This is a genomic window from Flavobacterium sp. 123 (assembly GCF_003634825.1).
Classification (GTDB): Bacteria; Bacteroidota; Bacteroidia; order Flavobacteriales; family Flavobacteriaceae; genus Flavobacterium.
In genome coordinates this window covers 1,636,184-1,657,174 of sequence record NZ_RBXD01000001.1, presented here as the reverse complement: position 1 = coordinate 1,657,174, position 20,991 = coordinate 1,636,184, and the positions used below count along the sequence as shown (strand labels likewise).

The 20,991-nt window shown below is 33.1% G+C and carries 21 protein-coding genes; 7 read left to right on the top strand and 14 right to left on the bottom strand.

What is annotated here, in order from left to right:
* Nucleotides 1–7 precede the first annotated feature (7 nt).
* The 4 genes from rimM to C8C88_RS07235 all read left to right on the top strand — a co-directional run bounded on the left by rimM (nucleotide 8) and on the right by C8C88_RS07235 (nucleotide 3,596).
* Nucleotides 8–532 (top strand): ribosome maturation factor RimM, encoded by a 525-nt coding sequence (gene rimM, locus C8C88_RS07250; protein WP_121337469.1) that lies wholly within the window; start codon nucleotides 8–10, stop codon nucleotides 530–532.
* A gap of 78 nt (nucleotides 533–610) precedes the next feature.
* Nucleotides 611–1,324, top strand: a complete 714-nt coding sequence (locus C8C88_RS07245) for a tRNA1(Val) (adenine(37)-N6)-methyltransferase (protein WP_121337468.1) — start codon at nucleotides 611–613, stop codon at nucleotides 1,322–1,324.
* 220 nt (nucleotides 1,325–1,544) lie between these two features.
* On the top strand, nucleotides 1,545–2,723 hold the full coding sequence (locus tag C8C88_RS07240; protein ID WP_121337467.1) for an acyl-CoA dehydrogenase family protein: 1,179 nt from the start codon (nucleotides 1,545–1,547) through the stop codon (nucleotides 2,721–2,723).
* A 90-nt stretch (nucleotides 2,724–2,813) separates the two neighbouring features.
* On the top strand, nucleotides 2,814–3,596 hold the full coding sequence (locus C8C88_RS07235) for a DUF3050 domain-containing protein (RefSeq protein ID WP_121337466.1): 783 nt from the start codon (nucleotides 2,814–2,816) through the stop codon (nucleotides 3,594–3,596).
* A 56-nt stretch (nucleotides 3,597–3,652) separates the two neighbouring features.
* Here the strand turns inward: C8C88_RS07235 and C8C88_RS07230 are convergent, their stop codons facing one another.
* The 6 genes from C8C88_RS07230 to trmB all read right to left on the bottom strand — a co-directional run bounded on the left by C8C88_RS07230 (nucleotide 3,653) and on the right by trmB (nucleotide 7,461).
* Entirely contained in the window at nucleotides 3,653–3,970 is a 318-nt protein-coding gene (locus tag C8C88_RS07230) for a 2Fe-2S iron-sulfur cluster-binding protein (protein ID WP_121337465.1), read from the bottom strand.
* A gap of 192 nt (nucleotides 3,971–4,162) precedes the next feature.
* Nucleotides 4,163–4,402: a NifU family protein gene (locus C8C88_RS07225; protein ID WP_121337464.1), complete on the bottom strand. Its 240-nt coding sequence runs from the start codon at nucleotides 4,400–4,402 to the stop codon at nucleotides 4,163–4,165.
* Nucleotides 4,403–4,470: 68 nt separating this feature from the next.
* The gene (locus C8C88_RS07220; protein WP_199711398.1) at nucleotides 4,471–5,598 is read right to left on the bottom strand and encodes an Mrp/NBP35 family ATP-binding protein; all 1,128 of its coding nucleotides are present in this window, start codon (nucleotides 5,596–5,598) and stop codon (nucleotides 4,471–4,473) included.
* Between the two features lie 163 nt (nucleotides 5,599–5,761).
* Entirely contained in the window at nucleotides 5,762–6,088 is a 327-nt protein-coding gene (locus tag C8C88_RS07215) for an MGMT family protein (RefSeq protein WP_121337462.1), read from the bottom strand.
* Nucleotides 6,089–6,111: 23 nt separating this feature from the next.
* Nucleotides 6,112–6,747 (bottom strand): LysE family transporter, encoded by a 636-nt coding sequence (locus tag C8C88_RS07210; RefSeq protein ID WP_121337461.1) that lies wholly within the window; start codon nucleotides 6,745–6,747, stop codon nucleotides 6,112–6,114.
* Between the two features lie 36 nt (nucleotides 6,748–6,783).
* Nucleotides 6,784–7,461, bottom strand: coding sequence for a tRNA (guanosine(46)-N7)-methyltransferase TrmB (gene trmB, locus C8C88_RS07205; protein WP_121338602.1), 678 nt, complete (start codon nucleotides 7,459–7,461; stop codon nucleotides 6,784–6,786).
* A gap of 195 nt (nucleotides 7,462–7,656) precedes the next feature.
* On the opposite strand from trmB, the gene C8C88_RS07200 reads away from it, so the two are divergent.
* Nucleotides 7,657–9,264, top strand: a complete 1,608-nt coding sequence (locus C8C88_RS07200) for a murein L,D-transpeptidase (protein WP_121337460.1) — start codon at nucleotides 7,657–7,659, stop codon at nucleotides 9,262–9,264.
* A gap of 104 nt (nucleotides 9,265–9,368) precedes the next feature.
* Nucleotides 9,369–10,970 carry a murein L,D-transpeptidase gene (locus C8C88_RS07195; RefSeq protein WP_121337459.1) on the top strand — a complete coding sequence of 534 codons (1,602 nt, stop codon included), beginning with the start codon at nucleotides 9,369–9,371 and terminating at the stop codon, nucleotides 10,968–10,970.
* A 2-nt stretch (nucleotides 10,971–10,972) separates the two neighbouring features.
* On the opposite strand, the gene C8C88_RS07190 is transcribed toward C8C88_RS07195, so the two are convergent.
* From C8C88_RS07190 to C8C88_RS07160, 7 genes are all read right to left on the bottom strand, one after another.
* Nucleotides 10,973–11,479 carry a threonine/serine exporter family protein gene (locus C8C88_RS07190; protein ID WP_121337458.1) on the bottom strand — a complete coding sequence of 169 codons (507 nt, stop codon included), beginning with the start codon at nucleotides 11,477–11,479 and terminating at the stop codon, nucleotides 10,973–10,975.
* Nucleotides 11,480–11,482: 3 nt separating this feature from the next.
* Nucleotides 11,483–12,253: a threonine/serine exporter ThrE family protein gene (locus C8C88_RS07185; RefSeq protein WP_121337457.1), complete on the bottom strand. Its 771-nt coding sequence runs from the start codon at nucleotides 12,251–12,253 to the stop codon at nucleotides 11,483–11,485.
* A gap of 242 nt (nucleotides 12,254–12,495) precedes the next feature.
* Nucleotides 12,496–14,703 (bottom strand): TonB-dependent receptor, encoded by a 2,208-nt coding sequence (locus C8C88_RS07180; RefSeq protein ID WP_121337456.1) that lies wholly within the window; start codon nucleotides 14,701–14,703, stop codon nucleotides 12,496–12,498.
* A 79-nt stretch (nucleotides 14,704–14,782) separates the two neighbouring features.
* Nucleotides 14,783–15,130 carry a hypothetical protein gene (locus tag C8C88_RS07175; protein WP_121337455.1) on the bottom strand — a complete coding sequence of 116 codons (348 nt, stop codon included), beginning with the start codon at nucleotides 15,128–15,130 and terminating at the stop codon, nucleotides 14,783–14,785.
* Nucleotides 15,131–15,231: 101 nt separating this feature from the next.
* On the bottom strand, nucleotides 15,232–16,221 hold the full coding sequence (locus tag C8C88_RS07170) for an aspartate-semialdehyde dehydrogenase (protein WP_121337454.1): 990 nt from the start codon (nucleotides 16,219–16,221) through the stop codon (nucleotides 15,232–15,234).
* Between the two features lie 190 nt (nucleotides 16,222–16,411).
* Nucleotides 16,412–16,828 carry a large conductance mechanosensitive channel protein MscL gene (gene mscL / locus C8C88_RS07165; RefSeq protein WP_121337453.1) on the bottom strand — a complete coding sequence of 139 codons (417 nt, stop codon included), beginning with the start codon at nucleotides 16,826–16,828 and terminating at the stop codon, nucleotides 16,412–16,414.
* 81 nt (nucleotides 16,829–16,909) lie between these two features.
* Nucleotides 16,910–19,357, bottom strand: coding sequence for a bifunctional UDP-N-acetylmuramoyl-tripeptide:D-alanyl-D-alanine ligase/alanine racemase (locus C8C88_RS07160; protein WP_121337452.1), 2,448 nt, complete (start codon nucleotides 19,355–19,357; stop codon nucleotides 16,910–16,912).
* Between the two features lie 260 nt (nucleotides 19,358–19,617).
* Here C8C88_RS07160 and C8C88_RS07155 point away from each other — a divergent pair, with 260 nt between their 5' ends.
* Nucleotides 19,618–20,223, top strand: coding sequence for a hypothetical protein (locus tag C8C88_RS07155; protein WP_121337451.1), 606 nt, complete (start codon nucleotides 19,618–19,620; stop codon nucleotides 20,221–20,223).
* Here C8C88_RS07155 and C8C88_RS07150 read toward each other — a convergent pair.
* Nucleotides 20,218–20,913, bottom strand: coding sequence for a porin family protein (locus C8C88_RS07150; RefSeq protein ID WP_121337450.1), 696 nt, complete (start codon nucleotides 20,911–20,913; stop codon nucleotides 20,218–20,220). The two genes, C8C88_RS07155 and C8C88_RS07150, sit on opposite strands and share 6 nt — an antisense overlap.
* Between the last annotated feature and the right edge of the window lie 78 nt (nucleotides 20,914–20,991).

Below are 20,991 nucleotides of genomic sequence, written 5' to 3'. Positions count from 1 at the left end.
AGCGAAAATGCGTAAAGAAGATTGTTTCTATTTAGGTAAAATCGCTAAAAAATTTAGTTTCAAAGGGGAAGTTCTTGCCTATTTAGATACGGATGAACCTGAGTTATACGAAAACTTGGAATCAGTGTTTGTTGAATGCAACAAACACTTGGTTCCTTTTTTTATTGAAAACAGTTCTTTACACAAAAATGATTTTCTTAGAATTCGTTTTGAAGATGTAAATAATGAAGAAGAAGCTGATGCGCTAATTGGCAACGACTTATACCTTCCTCTAAAAATGTTGCCAAAACTTACTGGTAACAAATTTTATTTTCACGAGGTAATTGGTTTTGAAGTTGAAGACAAACGTCTTGGTATTGTCGGAACAATTCAATCTATTAATGATTCTACCGCACAACCTCTTTTTGAAGTCTTAAAAGACGATGTTGAAATCCTTATTCCAATGATTGATCATTTCTTAGTAAAGATAGACCGTGAAAACAAAAAAGTCATTATGGATTTACCAGAAGGACTGATTGAAATGTACCTTTAAAAAAGTGTTCAGTTGTCATCTCGAGCACAATCGAGAGACAGTTTTTAGTGTTCAGTTCCTCAAAAATCTGAAATCGTTATGTCCAAATTCCAATTCAAACAATTTTCCATAGAACAAGACAGATGCGCCATGAAAATTGGCACAGATGGCGTTTTATTAGGTGCTTGGACTCCAATAGAAAATAATCCTTTCCGCATTTTAGACATTGGAACAGGAACAGGAATTATTGCCTTAATGCTTGCTCAAAGAAGTCATGCAGAACAAATTGATGCTTTAGAAATAGACGAAGAAGCCTACGAACAAGCGACAGATAATTTTGAAAATGCTCCTTGGAACGATCGTATGTTTTGTTTTCATGCAGGCCTGGACGAATTTGTAGAAGAACCAGAAGATGAATATGATTTAATTGTTTCCAATCCCCCATTTTATCAAGAAGATTACAAATCGAATAACGAACAACGCGATTTGGCGCGTTTTCAAGACGCAATGCCTTTTGAAGATTTGGTTGAAGCTGCCGATTTATTACTTTCAGAAAATGGTATCTTCTCTGTGATAATTCCTTTTAAAGAAGAAGAAAAATTTATAGCTCTTGCTAAAGAATTTGAATTATTCCCTACTAAAATCACCCGCGTAAAAGGAACTCCAACAACCGAAATCAAACGCAGTCTTTTGGCTTTTAGCCGAAATAAAACTCCTGATTTCATTACAGACGAACTCGTTATTGAAACAGCTCGCCATCAATACACTCCAGAATACATCGAATTGACAAAAGATTTTTATTTGAAAATGTAACTTGATTTTTAAAGTTTCCATTTTTTAATTCCTCCAAAAAAATATCTCTTTCTAGTTTTTTCGAAAAACAGATCACATAACATCAAAAATAGTATTAGATTTAGCAATCGTTTACACTACTATTGAATCATTTTTAATATTTTTTTTTAAAAATATAACATTTGTTAATAGTTTTGTTATATTTCTTTGTTTAAATTTGTCGCAATAAAATTCATAAAATATGAAACCAGATTTATTTCAAGCTCCAGATTACTACAACCTTGATGATTTATTGACCGAAGAACACAAATTAGTTCGTGATTCTGCTCGCGCTTGGGTAAAACGCGAAGTGTCACCAATTATAGAAGAATATGCTCAAAAAGCGGAATTCCCAAAACAAATTATTAAAGGATTGGGAGAAATTGGCGGTTTTGGTCCTTACATACCGGAAGAATATGGAGGAGCTGGTTTAGACCAAATTTCATATGGATTAATTATGCAAGAAATAGAACGTGGCGATTCTGGTGTTCGTTCCACTTCATCAGTACAATCATCATTAGTAATGTATCCCATTTGGAAATACGGAAGCGAAGAACAACGCCTTAAATATTTACCAAAATTAGCCACTGGTGAATTGATGGGATGTTTTGGTTTAACAGAACCTAATTACGGCTCTGATCCAGGCAGTATGATTACCAATTATAAAGATATGGGAGACCATTACCTATTAAATGGCGCCAAAATGTGGATTTCAAATGCTCCGTTTGCTGACATTGCCATTGTTTGGGCAAAAAACGAAGAAGGTAGAATTCACGGTTTAATTGTAGAACGTGGAATGGATGGTTTTTCTACTCCAGAAACCCATAACAAATGGTCGCTTCGCGCTTCTTCAACAGGAGAATTGATTTTTGACAATGTGAAAGTTCCAAAAGAAAATTTATTACCAAACAAATCTGGATTAGGTGCACCTCTTGGTTGCTTGGATTCAGCACGATATGGAATTGCTTGGGGCGCTATTGGTGCTGCAATGGATTGTTACGATACAGCATTACGCTATGCCAAAGAAAGAATCCAATTTGACAAACCAATTGCCGGAACGCAATTGCAACAGAAAAAACTAGCCGAAATGATTACCGAAATCACCAAAGCCCAATTATTAACTTGGAGATTAGGAGTTTTGAGAAACGAAGGAAGAGCTACGACAGCACAAATCTCAATGGCAAAAAGAAATAATGTGGATATGGCAATTCATATTGCTCGAGAAGCTCGACAAATGTTAGGAGGAATGGGAATTACAGGAGAATACTCTATTATGCGCCATATGATGAATTTAGAATCTGTGATTACTTATGAAGGGACACACGACATTCATTTACTGATTACTGGTATGGATGTAACAGGAATTTCCGCTTTCAAGTAAAATAAACAACTATTAAAGTATTTATAAAATCGATAGTAAAAGCTTCTTGGAAACAAGGAGCTTTTTTATATTTACATCAAATTATATTCTATGACTATCCAGAAGATAAACAACAGTATTGAAAGCCAAAAACAAATGTTGTTGCAGCATCCTTTATATAAAAAAGTACAAACTGTAGACGACTTACATCGTTTCCTAGAAAACCATGTCTATGCTGTTTGGGATTTTATGTCCTTATTAAAAGCTTTACAATCTAAATTAACTTGCACTACTACTCCATGGTTTGCTACTAAAAATCCAGAAACAAGATATTTAATTAATGAAATTGTTTTAGCTGAAGAAAGTGACTTAACAATGGACGGCAGACATCAAAGTCATTATGAAATGTACATTGAGGCAATGGAATCTTGTGGCGCAAATACATCAGGAATCGAACATTTTTTATCCGAGATAGATTCCTTACAAAACATATTTGTTGCTATCAAAAAAAGCGATTTACATCCTAACATAAAAAACTTCTTAGATTTTACTTTCAAAGTAATTGAAGAAGGTAAAGTACATAAAATTGCTGCCGCATTTACTTTTGGTAGAGAAGATTTAATCCCAAATATGTTTACCGAAATTCTTAAAAACTTTCAGGAAAATTTCCCGAAAACTGATTTAAGTAAACTCATCTATTATTTTGAAAGACATATCGAATTAGACGCTGACGAACACGGCCCAATGGCGATGAAAATGATAACAGAACTTTGTGGCGACAACGAACAAAAATGGGCAGAAGTTGAAGAAGTTTCAATTCTGGCATTAGAAAAACGTATTGGGCTTTGGGATGCTATTGAAGAAAGCATCCTTATGAAAGCGGAATTGGCCTAAAGTAAAATGGAACAATTACAAACAAAAAACGCGAGAACTACTTCTCGCGTTTTTTATTAATTTTCTGGAGCCAACTCCAATTCTAATCCTTCTAGATCTTCGGTGATTGGGATTTGGCAACCTAAACGGCTATTTGATTTTACATAAAATGCTTCAGATAACATTGCTTCTTCATCATCTCCCATTTCTGGCAAAGGCACATCATTTAATACGTAACATTGACAAGAAGCACACATAGCCATTCCGCCACAAGTTCCTTCTACAGGAAGCTCATAAGCTTTACATAGTTCCATGATATTCATTGCCATATCAGTAGGAGCTTGTAATTCGTGAACAACTCCTTCTCTGTCTTTAATTTTTATTAATACATCCATAATTTTGGTTTTGAGCTTTTAGTGTGTTGCTATTGGCTTCGACTTTTAGTTATTTATTATGTGTTTGCGTGAGGGATGGAAGCTGGCTACCGAAGTAGCGTGGACAGCCCGACCATTTTAAGAAAAAAGGCGACACTCCAGTATGTTGAGAAGCCTTTTTTTATTAAAATGGTCACGCCCTACCGAAATACGTTATAGGGTATTTACAACAGTTTCTATTTGTGGTGCAAATTTCTTGATAGTAGTTTCCACTCCAGCTCTAAGTGTCATTTGATTTACACTGCAACTGGTGCAAGCGCCTTCAAGACGTACTTTGACGTGTTTATCATCCTCAATGGAAATGAGTGTGATATCGCCTCCATCTGAATTCAGAAATGGTCTGATTTCATCGAGTGCTCTTAACACATTGCTTGTTAATTCTTCTGTTGTCATTTTCTTTATTTAAAGATTGAAAGATTAGTGAGCCAAAAGAAAATTGTCTTTTTGGCTTTTCTAATTTCTTATTTTTTTACTGCTGAACAACCTGCCATGGTTGTAATTTTGATAGCTTCGGTAGCAGGCAAACTTTCGTTTCTATTAACTGTTTCCTGAACTACATTTCGTGTAATTTCTTCAAAAACAGTTTCTATAACTGAACCTGTTTGCATTGCTGCAGGACGGCCATAATCCCCTGCTTCACGAATAGATTGCACTATTGGCACTTCGCCAAGGAAAGGAACCTCTAAATCCTCTGATAAATTTCTAGCACCTTCTTTTCCAAAGATATAATATTTGTTTTCAGGCAACTCTTCTGGTGTGAAATACGCCATGTTTTCAATAATCCCTAAAACAGGAACATTTATAGCTTCTGACATAAACATTGCAACTCCTTTTTTAGCATCCGCCAAAGCTACTGCTTGTGGCGTACTAACTACAACAGCGCCCGTTACCGGTAATGATTGCATGATAGAAAGGTGAATATCACCTGTTCCTGGAGGTAAATCGATTAACATAAAGTCTAGTTCTCCCCAATCAGCATCAAAAATCATTTGGTTTAACGCTTTTGAAGCCATTGGTCCACGCCAAATAACTGCTTGACTTGGTGAAGTAAAAAATCCTATTGATAAAATTTTCACTTCGTAACTTTCAATAGGTTTCATTTTTGATTTTCCGTCTACCATTATTGAAATTGGTTTTTCGCTTTCAACATCAAACATGATTGGCATAGATGGACCGTAGATATCAGCATCCAAAACTCCAACAGAAAATCCCATTTTAGCTAATGATACTGCTAAATTTGCAGTTACCGTAGATTTTCCTACGCCTCCTTTTCCGGAAGCAACTGCAATAATATTTTTTATTCCTGGAATCGCTTTCCCTTTGATTTCTGGTTTCTCAGGTGCTTCCACTTTAATATTCACTTTGATTTTAGCCTCTGGCGAAACTAATTCAAGAATGGTTTTTTTAATATCGTCTTCTGCACGTTTTTTAATATGCATAGCTGGTGTATGCAATAGTAAATCAACCACAACCTCATCGCCAAAAGTAATTACGTTTGTTATCGCTCCGCTTTCAACCATGTTTTTTCCTTCTCCCGCTATAGTAATTGTTTCTAGAGCTTTAAGAATTTCTTTTCTATCTAATTTCATTATTCTATATGTGCTTTTTATTTTTAGTTAAGCTCAAAAAGACTATGTTTATTTAAACTAACTTTAGATTACAAAGATAACGGATTATGTTCTTATTTTAAAGGATTTATATCGGATTTATTGACGAAGAAATCAACAGGGCTTATTAGCTGTTTTGACAGATTTATTGAGGAAATTCTGGTTGCCAAAAATGTTTTTCAAAATCTATAATTTGATTATCAACTACTTCAATTCCTTCGTTTTCGAGTAATTGTTGCATAAGATTAGTTCCATCAAAATGAAGTTTTCCTGTTAATAATCCTTTTCTGTTAACCACTCGGTGTGCCGGAACATCGTCTAAGTTATGAGAAGCATTCATTGCCCAGCCTACCATTCTTGCTGAACGAGCAGTTCCTAGAGCTTTTGCAATAGCGCCATAGGAAGTTACTTTTCCGTAAGGAATTTGTCTTGCTATAGCATAAACTCTTTCGAAAAAATTATCGTTTGACATCTGTTTATTTTATGAAGAAAAAACTATTTCAAATAATATTTTATAATATTAAATAAGGTAATTATGGAGATCAATCCCGTTATACTGCCAATAATCTTATTCATATTGGTCATCAGGTAATCCGTTTTGTTTTCTATCTTTTTGAAAAAAATTATATAACAATAAAAAACTAAGAAGGAACCCAATACTACTCCGCTCACAAAAACAAGAATAGAACTGGTATCAAAGGAAAATAATTTATACGATGCTAAAGTGATGCTCACTAAAACATAATATGGAATTGGGAAAAAATTAAGTACAGACAGCAACATTCCAAGAAAAAATCGAGTTGTTTTGCTCTTTTTTTTAATTTTCCCTTTTTTAATTTTTGGCGCTTTAGCAATCCACAAAAAATAAATAGACAAAATAGTAAATATCCCAAACCCAACTTCGCGTAATAAAACAACAATCTCTGGGCGAGCATCAATAAATTGCGCAAACAAAATAGCCAAATAAGCTTGAAAAAAAATTACTGTTACGGCTCCTAAAACGAACCAAACGGCACTTTTTTTACCTTCTTTTAGATTCACTTTTGCCGCTGTCATATTGATTAATCCTGGAGGAATAATTCCGATAAAAGCGGTAAAAAAACCCAAAAACAAGGAAGTGACTAAATTCATATACTATGGGGACCTATACTAAGAAAAAAAGTAAAACTAATCTTTAATTTTAAATCGAATATACGTAATTGCTTTGTTAATTTCCAAATATTGTTTTTCATAAAAGGTCTGAAAAGCAGTTACTTCCTCAGGGCTTCCTTCATTTACATACACATTATGATTTGCATATAAAACCTCATGTCCTTCGCCGTGAAGCAATCCTAGTGTGTATCCGTGCATGAATTCGCTGTCCGTTTTCAGATTGACAACACCTTCTTTTTTGAGGATTTTTTTGTATAATTTCAGAAATTCCGAATTGGTCATTCGGTGCTTCGTACGTTTGTATTTAATTTGTGGATCTGGAAAAGTAATCCAAATTTCGTCCACTTCATTTTCAGCAAAAATATGATTGATCAACTCAATTTGAGTTCGAATAAAAGCTACGTTATGCAATCCCGTCTCAACAGCAGTTTTAGCACCACGCCAAAAACGAGCTCCTTTTATATCAATCCCAATAAAATTTTTGTTTGGATATCTTTCCGCAAGACCTACAGAATATTCACCTTTTCCACATCCTAATTCCAATACTAATGGATTGTCATTTTTGAAAAATTCCGAATTCCATTTTCCCTTAAGTGGAAATAAATCACCTACTACTTCTTCTCTTGTTGGCTGAAAAACGTTATTGAATGTTTCGTTTTCTTTGAACCTTTTTAATTTATTTTTGCTTCCCACTTTTTTAGAATATTTTTTCTTCAAACAATTCGACCAAATGATCTCGGGTGGCAAAATTAAGGAAATATATAAGAATGAAAGTCTCCTGACGAAAAAAAGAAAAATTAAAACACTTTCAAGCTGGAACTTATCATTCATCCGCTTTTAAAAAAACAAATATTTCCATATCTTTATAGTAAATCATACTTGCCCGCTATGAGAAACCTAGTTTTGTCAATAGTAATTGTACTATCAGGCTTTTTTTTCGCCTCCTTTGACTGCAATAGAACAAAAAACATTTCCACTAAATCCGTTTCTATTGGCTTAAGCCACCACTATACGCCTAGCAAAAAAGCACAAATCAAAATTGACAGCATTGCAATTTTTCGATTTTTTAAGAAATATCCCGACTTAAAATCATACCAATCAGAGGTTCATTCTTTATACAAAAAAAGAAAATTCCATAGTATTTGGTTCGACGAAAAAGGACTGATTGAATTTGCACGTATGTTGAACTCTAAAATGAATTTTCTTGAAGAAGAAGGTGTAAAATCCAGTTTTAAATATAAAAACAAGATCGCCCTTTTATTCAATGACAACCCTTCTGACGATTTATCTCAAAATGAAACCGAAATCATGTTGTCCACCATGTATTTATTTTATGTTCAAAAAGTATACAATGGAATCGAGGCTCAAAAAACTACCCAAATAGGATGGCTTTTACCCCGAAAAAAAATCTCTTATGAAAGCGTATTGGATTCTTTATTGATTGATCCCAAACTATTAATAAAAAACGAAAAAGAAGTATTTGGACAATATTACAAACTAAAAGAAGTATTAAAAAAATACCGCCAAATAGAACAAAACAAAGTTTGGAAGCCTATCGAAAAAGATAGTTTATTCAGAGAATTCAAGCCGTTTGACAGTTCTAAAACCATCGGTCAAATCAGAGATCGTTTATTTATTACAGGGGATTTAGTCCAAAATTCAAAAAGTAATTTGTACGATAATGAACTAATGGCTGGTGTTTTAAATTATAAAAAAAGAAATGGGTACAATCCTGATTACACGATAACATCAAGCCATATCGAAAGGATGAATCTGCCTATTGAACATTATATCAAAACCATCATGGTCAATATGGAACGATGCCGATGGATTGATCCTGAACTCACAAAATCAAATGAATATATAATCATAAATATTCCTTCCTTTAAACTTCTTTATAAAAAAGACAAAAAAACAGCATTAGAAGCCAAAGTGTTTGTAGGAGAAAACAGAAATGAAACCGTTATTTTTAGTGCTAACATGAGCCAGATTGTCTTCAGCCCGTATTGGAACATTCCTCAAAGTATTGTTGAAAACGAATTGAAATTTGCCATGGCCAAAGACAAAAATTATCTAGAGTCACACAACATGGAATGGAATAAGGGCGGCATCAGACAAAAACCCGGACCAACAAATCCGTTAGGTCTAGTTAAATTTGTTTTTCCAAATTCAAACGACATCTATTTACACGATACTCCATCAAAAAGCTTATTTGATTTAGAATACCGAGCCTATAGTCACGGTTGTATAAATGTTAACAAAGCCAAAGAATTGGCGCTTTTAATCTTAAAAGACAATCCGCAATGGCCACTCGAACGAATCAACGAAGCTATGAAAGGCACTAAAGAAACCGTTTGTATTTTGAAAAATAAAATACCCGTACACATTTGTTATTTTACCGCTTGGGTAAATGACTCGGGCGTGATCCATTTTTACAATGATGTTTATGAAAGAGATGACCGCCTAGCGGAATTATTATTTTCAAATTCTAAATAAACTAGCGTTTGAATATTTGTGTAACACTATTTCTTTGCTAACAACACACTGGTAAAGAGATATTTCGTATTTTTATAATTAATCTTCATAGAAAGCCCCTAATTATGAGAAAATCAATATTCCCCTTCGTAATTATAGTCTGTGGTTTTTTATTTATCACTCTTTCGTGTAAAAATAAGGAAACTATAAAAGACGCTTTAGCTTTTGGAGAATCGAATGCATCCAATGATTTTAAATCTATTGCAGAGATTACTTTTGACAGTACACTTGTTGCTACTTTTTTTGAAAACTATCCAAAACTAAAAAGCTTCAAACCAGATGTAATTGCGCTTTATAAAAAACAACAGTATCATTATATTTGGTTTGATCAAAAAGGAATAAATGAAGTTGGTAATTTATTATATGATAAGATTTCTAATTTAGATCAAGAAGGCATACAGACAACTATTCCGTATAAAAATAAACTTGACGATCTTTTTCAGGATTCATCCGAGGAACAGAAACCAAAAGTAGAATCAGAATTACTAATTTCATCCTTATATTTTTTTTATGCTGAAAAAGTTTTCAAAGGCTTGGACCCAAAAAAAAGTGAAGAATTAGGATGGTATTTGCCTCGAAAAAAACAATCCTATGTCAATTATTTAGACTCCATTATTATCAATCCTTCTTTAATCAATAAAGACGAAAAAGAAGTTTTGGGACAATATTATCGCCTGCGTGAAATATTAGAAAAATACCGAAGTATTGAAAAAAAAGGCGGATGGGATTCTATAGCATTAGATCCAAAACTGAAATCATACAAACCAGGAGACAGCTCTCCAACCATTGCACAAATAAGAACCAGATTGTTTATTACTGGAGATCTTTTATCGGATTCAAAAAAGAATATCTATGATCCCGAATTAGAAAAAGGAGTTCTAAAATACAAAAAAAGAAACGCTTTTTCTCCTGACTATACCATTACGCCCAGACACATTGCCACTATGAATGTACCTTTGTCAGCGCGTATAAAAACCATAATTGTTAATATGGAACGTTGCCGATGGATTTCAACAGACATTTCAAAAGCAAAAGAATTAATTATAATCAATGTCCCTGCCTATCAACTCACCTATTTTAAAGACAACAAACCTGTATTAATTTCAAAAGTAGTTGTGGGAAAAGCGCTGAATAAAACGACTATTTTTAGTGCTGATATGAGATATATTGTATTTAGTCCGTACTGGAATGTTCCTAAAAGTATTCTAAAAAAAGAAATATTACCCGCTATAGCTAAGAATCCAAACTATTTAGCCGAACATGAAATGGAATGGCACGAAGGCAGGGTTAGACAAAGACCTGGCCCAAAAAATTCTTTGGGTTTAGTGAAATTTTTATTCCCAAATTCAAACTCTATTTATTTACACGATACTCCTTCTAAAAATTTATTTGAACAAGAAAAAAGAGCTTTCAGTCACGGATGTATTCGTGTGGCAAAACCAAAAGAGCTAGCCAATATGATTTTGAAAGAGGACAAAAACTGGACTCCAGAAAAGATTGAAGCAGCCATGAACAAAGGAGAAGAATCTTGGTACACGCTCAAAAATAAAATTCCGGTTTATATCGGGTATTTTACTGCTTGGGTAAATCACGACGGAGAAATTAATTTCTATGAAGATGTGTATGAAAGAGACGAGCGATTAGCAGCGATGTTATTAGAGGACTAGACTTACTCCATATCAGCTTCAAGATCACGCTCTGGTTCTAAACGCTTGATGGTTTGTTTTCGGGTAATTAATAACGGAATAGCCACACCACCTGACAACGCTATAAGCACAAACAAAGCCGACAAGCCATTGTTTACGGTTTCAAAAAAAAGTTTAGTATAAACTTCTGAATCTTTTTCAGAAATCATTTCAATAATCCCCACCATAGCTTTGTAGGCAAAAAAACCGGGAATCATAGGAATTACTGCTGGAATAGCAAAAATCATAGGTGGCGCTTTTCGGTTGTGCGCGGCCAAAACACTAACTAATCCTATAAGCGATGCTCCACAAAAAGCCGCTAAAACAATTCCTATTCCTTGTTCAATCATAAAAAATTTAAGCAATCCTCCGAAGGCAGCAATGACAAAAATAGTTCCCAGAGCTCTTTTAGGCACATTAAAAAGAACCGCAAATCCTATGGCTGCTAATCCCAACCAAATTCCTTTTTCTAAAAACAATAGCGTTTCCATGAATTAAAATTTATAAATTAATAAGGCTGTAACTAATCCTAACGCAATAGCAAATGCCATGATTAAAACATTGACTCCTCGAGTTACCCCATTTAGAGTATTGCCATCAATTAAATCCGAAAAAGAATTAATCATAGGAACTCCCGGAATTAAAAACAAAACCGAAGTTGAAAAAGCATGAATATAGGTTTCTGAAGGATTAAAATAAAAATAAAAACCCGCAACCAAAGAGGCTGTTGCCGAAGCAAAAAAGATTGACAAATAGAAATTAAATTTTAATTTCATGGCTTCTTGACGCACCCATAAGCCACAAAAAGAAGCTACAAAAGCAGCCAACATTTCAATTGCATTTCCGCCAAAAAGTCTACAAAAAGAAGCGCCTGCCAAAGCCACTAAAAACAAAACCAAATAGCGAGGATATAACGGTTTTCGGTTTAAAATTGCCAACTCTTGATTGATGCGCTCCACAGTCCATTTTTCTAATACAATTTGCCAGCTCATAATACTGATATCCGAAATCAAATTGAAATTTAAATGCATATTAGGCACCCATTTGACACTTGTAAAAACTTTGTTTTTGTTTTGATAGGTCAAGGTAATCATCAGCGCATGATTTGTAATTAATAAATCAGAATCACATCCAAATGCAGCTGCAATTCTACTGATAGTAACTTTGATTCGTTCGGTATTAGCTCCCGAAGTCATAAGCAATGAACCTATTTCTAAGAGCATTTCTCCTAATTCGTACTTATTGGGTTTGTTAATTACTTCCATAGATAAGCTTTAATTTCCACATCAAATTTAACCTATTCTAGCTACATTTTTGAGGTATAAAACACCTAGTTTCATAATCTTATTAACTCAATCGATGTAATTTTGCAACTGTTTTTTAGTTAAAATATTTCTGTGATTTTAGACTAATTATTCCCGTTAAAACAGTACTTTTTTAAAACAAAAACGCCAATCTTTCGATTGGCATTTTGTAAATCAGGCAGTCATACTTTTTCAACTGGGTTTTATATATTGAAATTTAATCCTAAAACAACGTTTCTTCCTATGTTAGGAATCCCATCTGTTTTTAGCCTAGAAAGATGCGCAATATATTTTTTATCCAATAGATTATTGGCATTGAGATTAACCTCAAAAGCTGTTTTCCCTAATTTTACTTTGCCTCCAAAACCCATATTCAACAAAGTATATCCTTTAGAATCTGTTTCGAAACCACTCACTTTATTTTGGTTAAAAGTTGATGAAACATTAAGCGTAGCAAAACCATCTTCTAGAAATTTACTGATTTTAAATTCTGCTCGAATAGTATTATTCCAATTGTTAGCAGGAATCAAAGGAAGGAAATCTCCATTTTGTTTTACACCAGTTACCGTTTCAAAACTTGTTTCATAATGCAGCCAATCTAAGGGATGCGGATGAAAATGCAGTCCAATTTCGCCACCATACAATCGTGCATTATTTTGAATATAATTGTAGACATCATTATTTGCCAGTACCGTTCCGCTTGGCGAAGAATAAATATAATTATTGATGTGGTTGTAAAATGCATTAGCAAAAAACTCTAAATGATCAGTTTTATATTCAAGATTCAAATCTGTTTGAATATTTTGCTCCGTTTTCAGATTAGCATTTCCAATTTCATATCGGTTTGTTCCTTCATGAACTCCATTTGAAGTTAATTCGGCGAGATTTGGTGCTCTAAAACCAGAAGCAAGATTGAATCGTAAAGTAAAATCAGTAGCCAAATTAGTCTTATATCCTAAAGACATATTAAAGCTATCATACGATTTATCAATAGCTTCAAAAGCGTTTTCTTCACCAAAAATTCCGTGTGCATCAGCAGCAATTTTACGATTATCAAAACGCAAACCCGCTTGTATAGCATTCGATTTCCATTCGTAATTAGTAGTGCCAAAAAAACCAAAATCATTTGTAACCGCATCAGGAATTAAATATTCATTCCCGAAATTTGTATTAACTTGATGCATTCCTTGCATTCCCAAAATAGTTTCTAGTTTTCCAAAAGCTGGTAAATAATATTTTGCATCATAATTGAATGTGTTAAGTTTCATGTGCAAACTTGCTACATTACTATCAACAAATTCACTTCGGTCATTACCGATGTAACCCATATCCAGATCAAGTTTTGAATTTTTAAAAAATAAAACGGTATTCAAACTCAACAAATGGTTAAAAACACCTTGTTTCGGATTATCCGTTTTCTTAGTTGTAGTTTGTTCCGCAATTCCGGTTTCGGGGATTCCTAAATCTAGCTTATTGAAGTTGTATCGCAAAACGGTTGAAAATTTAGCATTGCCATAACTAATGCCTGTTTTGAAATCAGTTTCATTGTAGCGTGTATTTGTGACACGATTAGCTGTTGGAATTTTGTAATCAGAATGCATATTATAAGTTCCTCGTGCTATAAATTTCCAATTTTCAGTCGAATTCTTCACCCCAAAAGAGGAATTACTGCCTAAAGTATTAGTGAAATATTTTTGACTGAAATTTGCTTTGAATGTATTTGCATCAGCAAATTTTTCTGGATTAAAATACAAAACGCCTCCCAAAGCATCCGATCCATAAAGCAAGGAAGCTGGACCTTTAATGACTTCCACACTTTCCACACCAGAATCATTCAATCCTAATCCGTGCTCATCACCAAACTGTTGATTTTCGACCCGAACACCTTGCGAATATACTAGAACTCTATTACCACTCAACCCTCTGATGACTGGTTTGCCAATTGAAGTTCCTGTAGAAACTTGAGAAACGCCTGGAATCGTAGCCAAACCTTCAATTAAGGTTGCCATTCCTTTTCGTTGCAAGTTTTTAATACTTTCATGCTCTACTTTCATCACATTTTGTGACTGTATTTTATTAAAAGCCGTAGAAACAATTACCTCATCCATTTCAAATGGGGTTTCTTCTAGAATAACATCTAAAGTAGTTTGTTTTTCAAGTGAATTAATTGTTTTGTTTTGGGTACTAAATCCCAAAAAAGCGAAGCTAATTTTGATTTCTCCATTAGGAAGATTAGCTAAAATATATTTTCCATTTTCATCAGTAGCTATTCCTTTGTGTAATTCTGGCAAATAAACAGAAACCCCTTTTATAGGTTGGTTTTTCATATCGCTTACAATTCCAGAAAGGGTATTTTGCGCCTGAGTTAGCGTGGTGAAAATTAGTACCAGCGCCATTAAATATTTTTTCATAAATTATTGTATTGTTCATTAATCCCAGTTTCTTTACTAAAAGAAATCCAGAGCAAAATTGTTTAATAAATCGAATCCGTTAAACAAATATTGGCGGGCCACGATGCGCATACAAACTGCCAGAAAACGAATAAACGGTTTCTGTAGCATTTAAAAAACAAACAATTTCTGTTTGGAATGATTCTAATTGATAGGAGAAATCCCTAGGAGAAATGTAGTTACTAAAAGTAAATTCACAAACTAAACAATGATCAAAACCTTTGTGTTGATGTGTAAGTTCTGCTTTTTTGGAATTGTGTTTATGGTAACAAACCTTTTGAGCAAACTGTTTTTCAAGGTGCTCATAGCCATGAAAAGAGGGAAACAATATTGAAAATAATATTGCAATCGCAAAGAAAAAATTAATTAAGAGCTGTTTCTTTTTCATGTTTAACAAAGGTAGCAAAACCTAAAAAAGAAAAACCATTTGTTCTAACAAATATAATTTGTCAAAACAAATGGTTTTAAATTTGAACTAAAAATTAAGTATTACACCAATTTAGCTGCAATAAGATATTCAGCAATTTGGATTGTATTTGTAGCCGCTCCTTTTCTTAAGTTATCAGCAACAATCCACATATTTAATGTATTTGGTTGGCTTTCATCACGACGAATTCTACCTACAAAAACTTCGTTTTTACCTTCGGCATATCTTGGCATTGGGTAAGTAAACGTATCTAAATTGTCTTGTACTACAATTCCATCTGTATGATGCAAAATATTTCTTACTTCATTTACATCAAAATCATTTGTAAATTCAATATTTACAGCTTCACTATGTCCACCAACAACAGGCACACGTACAGCAGTAGCCGTAACAGCAATAGTGTTATCGCTTAATATTTTTTTGGTTTCATTAACCAATTTCATTTCTTCTTTGGTATATCCATTATCTTCAAAACTGTCACATTGTGGAATACAGTTTCTGTTGATTTTATACTTATAAACCATATCGCCTTCTATACCAGCACATTCGTTTTCGAATTGTTGAACTGCTTTTACTCCGGTTCCTGTAATAGATTGATAAGTAGATACAATAACTCTTTTAATATTGTATTTTTTATGCAATGGTGCTAAAGCCAATACCATTTGAATAGTTGAACAGTTTGGATTTGCAATAATTTTATCTGCTGCAGTTAATTCTCCAGCATTGATTTCAGGAACAACTAATTTTTTAGTTGGATCCATTCTCCAAGCAGATGAATTATCAATAACAGTAGTTCCAGCTGCAGCAAATTTTGGAGCCCACTCTAATGATGTTCCTCCACCTGCAGAAAACAAAGCAATATCTGCTTTCATATCTACAGCAGTTTGCATACCAACTACTTTGTATTTTTTTCCATTAAATTCAATTTCTTTACCAACTGATTTTTCAGAAGCTACTGGAATTAATTCGGTTACAGGAAAATTTCTTTCTGCTAATACTTTCAACATTATTTCGCCAACCATTCCGGTAGCGCCTACTACTGCTATTCTCATCGTATATTTTTATTATTGACTTTAATTTTTGAAATACAAAAGTAAGTAATATTCAAATTAAAACAAGTGTGTTCACAAAAAATAACAAAATGTTATATTTATAACATCGAATAGTAAAATTAGAAAAACGGCAAAGAAAAACCGCCTCAATTAAGAAGCGGTTAAGTTAGAATATATAAATGTAGCGGTATTATTTTTTCAACAAATCTCTAATTTGAGTAAGTAATTCTTCTTGAGTAGGTCCAGCTGGTGCAGCAGGCGCAACTTCTTCTTTCTTTTTAGCTTTTTCTGCAGCTCTCAAAACAATAAAAATGAATAGTGAAATAATCACAAAATTAATAATAGCTTGTACCAAATTACCATAAGTAATAACAGCAGCTCCAGCAGTTTTTGCAGCAGCTAAATTGTCATAACTATTCCCGTCAAGAGTAATAAATTTTTGCGTAAAATCAACTCCTCCTGTTATTAAACCAACAATTGGCATAATAACATCATCTACGGCTGAGCCTATAACCTTACCAAAAGCTCCACCAATAACAACTGCAGTTGCTAAACTTAATACGTCACCTTTCATCAAAGATGCTTTAAAATCACTGAAAAAGCCCATAATTTGTTTGTTTTTAAGTTAATAACAATACGAATTTAAATAATTTTTATTTATACCCGCTCCTTTTTTGAAAGAAAAATTTTACTCTCTATAAAACACCCGTTTTACTCGTTGAGATACACTTGTAAGTATTTCATATGGGATTGTATTCAACTTGGAAGCCATTTCATTGACTGTTGGGCTTTCGCCAAAAATAATTACAGAATTTCCTTCTGAACAATCAATTCCAGTAACATCAGCCATCAGCATATCCATACAAACGCTGCCAAGTATCGGTGCTTTTTGATTATTTATTAATACAAAACCAACTTCATTTCCCCAACCTCTAGAAATTCCATCTGCGTATCCTATAGGAATTGTAGCGATTTTTGTTGTTTTTTGAGCCATAAATCGTCTGCCATATCCCACACTTTCTCCAGCAGAAATAGTTCGGATTTGAGAAATAATTGATTTAAGAGTACTCACGTTTTCTAACAACTTTTGTTCTTCAGTATCATTTGAAACCCCATATAATCCTATTCCAAGACGAACCATATCATATTGCGCCTCGGGATAATTACTAATTCCAGAAGTATTCAATATATGTCGGATTGGTTTTATTTGTAATTCTTGCATCAATTTAGAAGACAACTTCTCAAACAAATCAATTTGAGATTTAGCAAAATCAGCATGAACTAAATCATCACTTGTTGCCATATGCGATAAAATACTTTTAATGGCAACTGTTTGATTTCCTTTTAAGGTAGAAATTAAAGCATCAATCGTATTTGCTTCAAACCCTAAACGATGCATTCCTGTATCCAATTTAATATGAATTGGAAACTGTTTCAGTTTTTTATGTTCTGCAATTTTCAGAAAAGCATTCAATCCTTTCAAACTATAAATCTCAGGTTCTAATTGGTATTGTATAATTGCTGGAAAGCTGGTAGATTCAGGATTCAAAACCATTATAGGCAAGGTAATCCCTGCGTTTTTTAATGTAATTCCTTCATCAGCAAAAGCCACACCCAGATAATCAACTTTATGATGTTCTAATAATTTAGCAATTTCAAAACCTCCGTTTCCATATCCAAATGCTTTTACCATTACCATCATTTTAGTAGTTGGTTTCAACTTTGATTTAAAAAAATTAAGATTATGACTAATTGCATTTAGGTTAATTTCCAGAACGGTTTCGTGTGTTTTCTCTTCAAGAGCAGTTACAATTTGTTCAAACTGAAAAGTTCGTGCTCCTTTGATTAAAATGGTTTCATTATTAAAATCTAAGCTTTCAAAATTGGCTATAAATTCGGCTGTGGTTTCAAAGAAAGTACCATTGGCAAACTTATTTTGAAAAGACGAAATGGTTTGACCAATTCCAATTACACGAGTAATTTTATTAGAAACAATAAGCTGAGATACTTTGGTATACAATTCCTCATTAGATAATCCGCTTTGAAAAATATCAGATAAAATCAACGTTTTCTTTTGGTGCTGTTTCTGAATTTCAAGAAAATCCAAAGCAATTTTTAAGGATTGAAAATCTGAATTATAACTATCATCAATGACACTACAATTATTGATTCCGTTTTTAACTTTTAACCGCATTTCAACTGGATACAAGGATTCCATTCGGTTTTTAATGATTGTTTCATCGTATTTTAAATGCAATAAAACCATTAAACAAGAAATCGCATTTTCGACAGAAGCGTCATCTTGAAACGGAATTTTAATCTCAAAGTCATTCCCTTTGTAATGGTAAAAAATTAAAGTATTTTGATCTAATTTTTGCTTTTTTGAAATAAAAACATTCGCTTCTTTATTAGAAAAACTCCAAGAAAATGATTTGGATTTAGCGGAAACAAAACGGTCAACTAATTCATTTTTTTGGTAGATTACTATTTCTGAATGTTCAAAAAGCAGCATTTTTTGTTTTACTTTTTCTTCTAAATCGGCAAAACCTTCGTCATGAGCTGTCCCAATATTAGTCAGAATTCCAATGGTAGGTTTAATGATTCGTTCCAGTTTTTCCATTTCAGAAGTAGTGGAAATTCCAGCTTCGAAAATCCCAAAATTATGATGTTCATTCCCCGCTATCACAGATAATGGAACGCCTACTTGTGAATTATAACTTTTTGGACTACGAATAATATTATATTCTGGGCTTAATAAAAAATTCAGCCATTCCTTTACGATAGTCTTCCCGTTACTTCCCGTTAATCCAATGATTGGAAAATCAAAAAGACTTCTATAATAAGCCGCAAAATCCTGAAGAGCTGATACGGTATTTTTGACAATCAAAAAATTTGCCTGCCCCAAACAATCCTCAGGAATATGAGTAACTACAAAGTTCTGAACTCCTTTACCAATTAAATCTTTAATGTATAAATGAGCATCATTATTAGGCCCAACCAATGCAAAAAACAAAGTATGGGAGCCGTTTTGCAGGGACCGACTATCAATAGAGACGGAATCAATGCCTTCATTTTTTTTATTATCTACAAAAGCAGCATTAATTTGCGAAATAATATTTTGGATTTTTATAATCATTAATTTAGAAAGCGAAAACCGCCCATTTAAAGATTGATATAGATTAAGTAGAAACCAATTCGTTTTTCATTAAAAAACTTTATCAAAAATAGCACTTCTTTTCCTAATGATGTATCCGAAATTCGACAAATTATTTTGAAATTTATCTTATAAAATAACTATTTAATACTTGATAATTTCTTAGGATTGAAGAGTGTTAAATTAAGAGCCGACTTTACTAAATTATTTATATTTGTTACTATCAAACAACTTTAGAACTCTTGAAAAAAATTCTTCCTATATTTTCTTATATTTTTCATCCTATTTTTATTCCGGTATTTGCCAGTATAATCTATCTTTTTTATAATCAAACTTATTTCACCATTCAGGAAAAATTATTTGTCGTTTTACAAATTATAATCTTAACCGTATTTATTCCTGTTTTATTTTATTTCCTTTTGCGTTCAGCCGGAAAAATAGATTCTATAATGATTGCCGAAATATCACAACGCAAAATTCCTTTAGTGCTCCAATGTTTTTTAATTATTCTTTTGGTTCGAAAAAGCATAACTGTAGATCGTTATCCTGAATTGCATTTTTTCTTTTTGTCAGGTTTATTAAGTACGCTTTGCGCATTAGCTTTATTGTTTACTCGCGTAAAAGCCAGCTTACACATGATGACGATTAGCGCCTTGACAATGTTTGTTATTGGACTGAGCGTTCACTATCAAACCCATAGTATTTATCTAATTTCTTTTTTGGTTTTGATGAATGGCTTTGTTGCTTCATCTCGATTAGAAATGAAAGCACATACGTTTAAGGAATTGATTATAGGTTTTTTTATAGGAGCTATTCCCCAATTACTTTTATTCCGTTTTTGGTTATAGAATATAAAAGATAATACCAAAATTAAAAGACTTCATTGCTAGATTTTCAGTACTTGTTTTTGCCGATTTAAATATTGGATTCAAACCATAATAAGCATATACATTTAAAGTATTGTAGCCCGAAGAAATATACGCTCCGTAAGTTAATTTATTAAAATCCTTATTGCCCGTAATAACCGTATTTGAAGTTCCCGAATTAAAAACTGATTTGTCATATACTAAATAACTGCACTTTAATCCTCCGTAAATTCTCCAAAATTTATGTGCTTCATATGTTGATGTTCTCCATCTAAACTCAAGCGGAACCTCAACTAGCAATTGTGAAAATTTATTTTTACTATAATCCGTTGTCATCACAGTGTAAATAGGAACTTCACTTGAACCTGAAACCGCAACGTTTTGATTGTAATTATTATAAGCCAATCCAACACCTGAAGCTATGGCTACATTCCTTCTTGTATTGAGAGGCATATCTCTTAGAAAACCACCCGAAAATCCCGTCGCTATTTTACCTCTCGAAAAGCCTTTTGGAGTATCTCGCAACGAATTATAAGTAATCCCAAAATAGAACTGATCCTCTCGATACAAGGAATCAATTTTTACTTTTGGAGCATTTTCAACAACCGTTTTTTCTTGTGAAAAGACATGAAAAGTAGCCAAGAAAAGAAGACAACTAAGAAATAATCGCATATTAGTTTTGCTTTATAAATACAAATATACCACTTTGATAGTTTCTTAAGCACATCAAAAACGGTCTGAAAATTAAAA

Excerpts from the sequence above, each read along its gene's own strand:
- C8C88_RS07225 (WP_121337464.1), bottom strand. The coding sequence starts at position 4,402 with ATGACAACAGAAGAATTAACAAGCAATGTGTTAAGAGCACTCGATGAA.
- C8C88_RS07220 (WP_199711398.1), bottom strand. The coding sequence starts at position 5,598 with ATGAAATTAGATAGAAAAGAAATTCTTAAAGCTCTAGAAACAATTACT.
- C8C88_RS07160 (WP_121337452.1), bottom strand. The coding sequence starts at position 19,357 with ATGATTATAAAAATCCAAAATATTATTTCGCAAATTAATGCTGCTTTT.
- C8C88_RS07210 (WP_121337461.1), bottom strand. The coding sequence starts at position 6,747 with ATGAATTTAGTCACTTCCTTGTTTTTGGGTTTTTTTACCGCTTTTATC.
- C8C88_RS07175 (WP_121337455.1), bottom strand. The coding sequence starts at position 15,130 with ATGAAAAAGAAACAGCTCTTAATTAATTTTTTCTTTGCGATTGCAATA.
- rimM (WP_121337469.1), top strand. The coding sequence starts at position 8 with ATGCGTAAAGAAGATTGTTTCTATTTAGGTAAAATCGCTAAAAAATTT.
- C8C88_RS07185 (WP_121337457.1), bottom strand. The coding sequence starts at position 12,253 with ATGGAAGTAATTAACAAACCCAATAAGTACGAATTAGGAGAAATGCTC.
- C8C88_RS07150 (WP_121337450.1), bottom strand. The coding sequence starts at position 20,913 with ATGCGATTATTTCTTAGTTGTCTTCTTTTCTTGGCTACTTTTCATGTC.
- C8C88_RS07215 (WP_121337462.1), bottom strand. The coding sequence starts at position 6,088 with ATGTCAAACGATAATTTTTTCGAAAGAGTTTATGCTATAGCAAGACAA.
- C8C88_RS07180 (WP_121337456.1), bottom strand. The coding sequence starts at position 14,703 with ATGAAAAAATATTTAATGGCGCTGGTACTAATTTTCACCACGCTAACT.
- C8C88_RS07230 (WP_121337465.1), bottom strand. The coding sequence starts at position 3,970 with ATGGATGTATTAATAAAAATTAAAGACAGAGAAGGAGTTGTTCACGAA.
- C8C88_RS07200 (WP_121337460.1), top strand. The coding sequence starts at position 7,657 with ATGAGAAACCTAGTTTTGTCAATAGTAATTGTACTATCAGGCTTTTTT.
- C8C88_RS07235 (WP_121337466.1), top strand. The coding sequence starts at position 2,814 with ATGACTATCCAGAAGATAAACAACAGTATTGAAAGCCAAAAACAAATG.
- C8C88_RS07190 (WP_121337458.1), bottom strand. The coding sequence starts at position 11,479 with ATGGAAACGCTATTGTTTTTAGAAAAAGGAATTTGGTTGGGATTAGCA.
- C8C88_RS07170 (WP_121337454.1), bottom strand. The coding sequence starts at position 16,221 with ATGAGAATAGCAGTAGTAGGCGCTACCGGAATGGTTGGCGAAATAATG.
- C8C88_RS07240 (WP_121337467.1), top strand. The coding sequence starts at position 1,545 with ATGAAACCAGATTTATTTCAAGCTCCAGATTACTACAACCTTGATGAT.
- C8C88_RS07245 (WP_121337468.1), top strand. The coding sequence starts at position 611 with ATGTCCAAATTCCAATTCAAACAATTTTCCATAGAACAAGACAGATGC.
- C8C88_RS07195 (WP_121337459.1), top strand. The coding sequence starts at position 9,369 with ATGAGAAAATCAATATTCCCCTTCGTAATTATAGTCTGTGGTTTTTTA.
- mscL (WP_121337453.1), bottom strand. The coding sequence starts at position 16,828 with ATGGGCTTTTTCAGTGATTTTAAAGCATCTTTGATGAAAGGTGACGTA.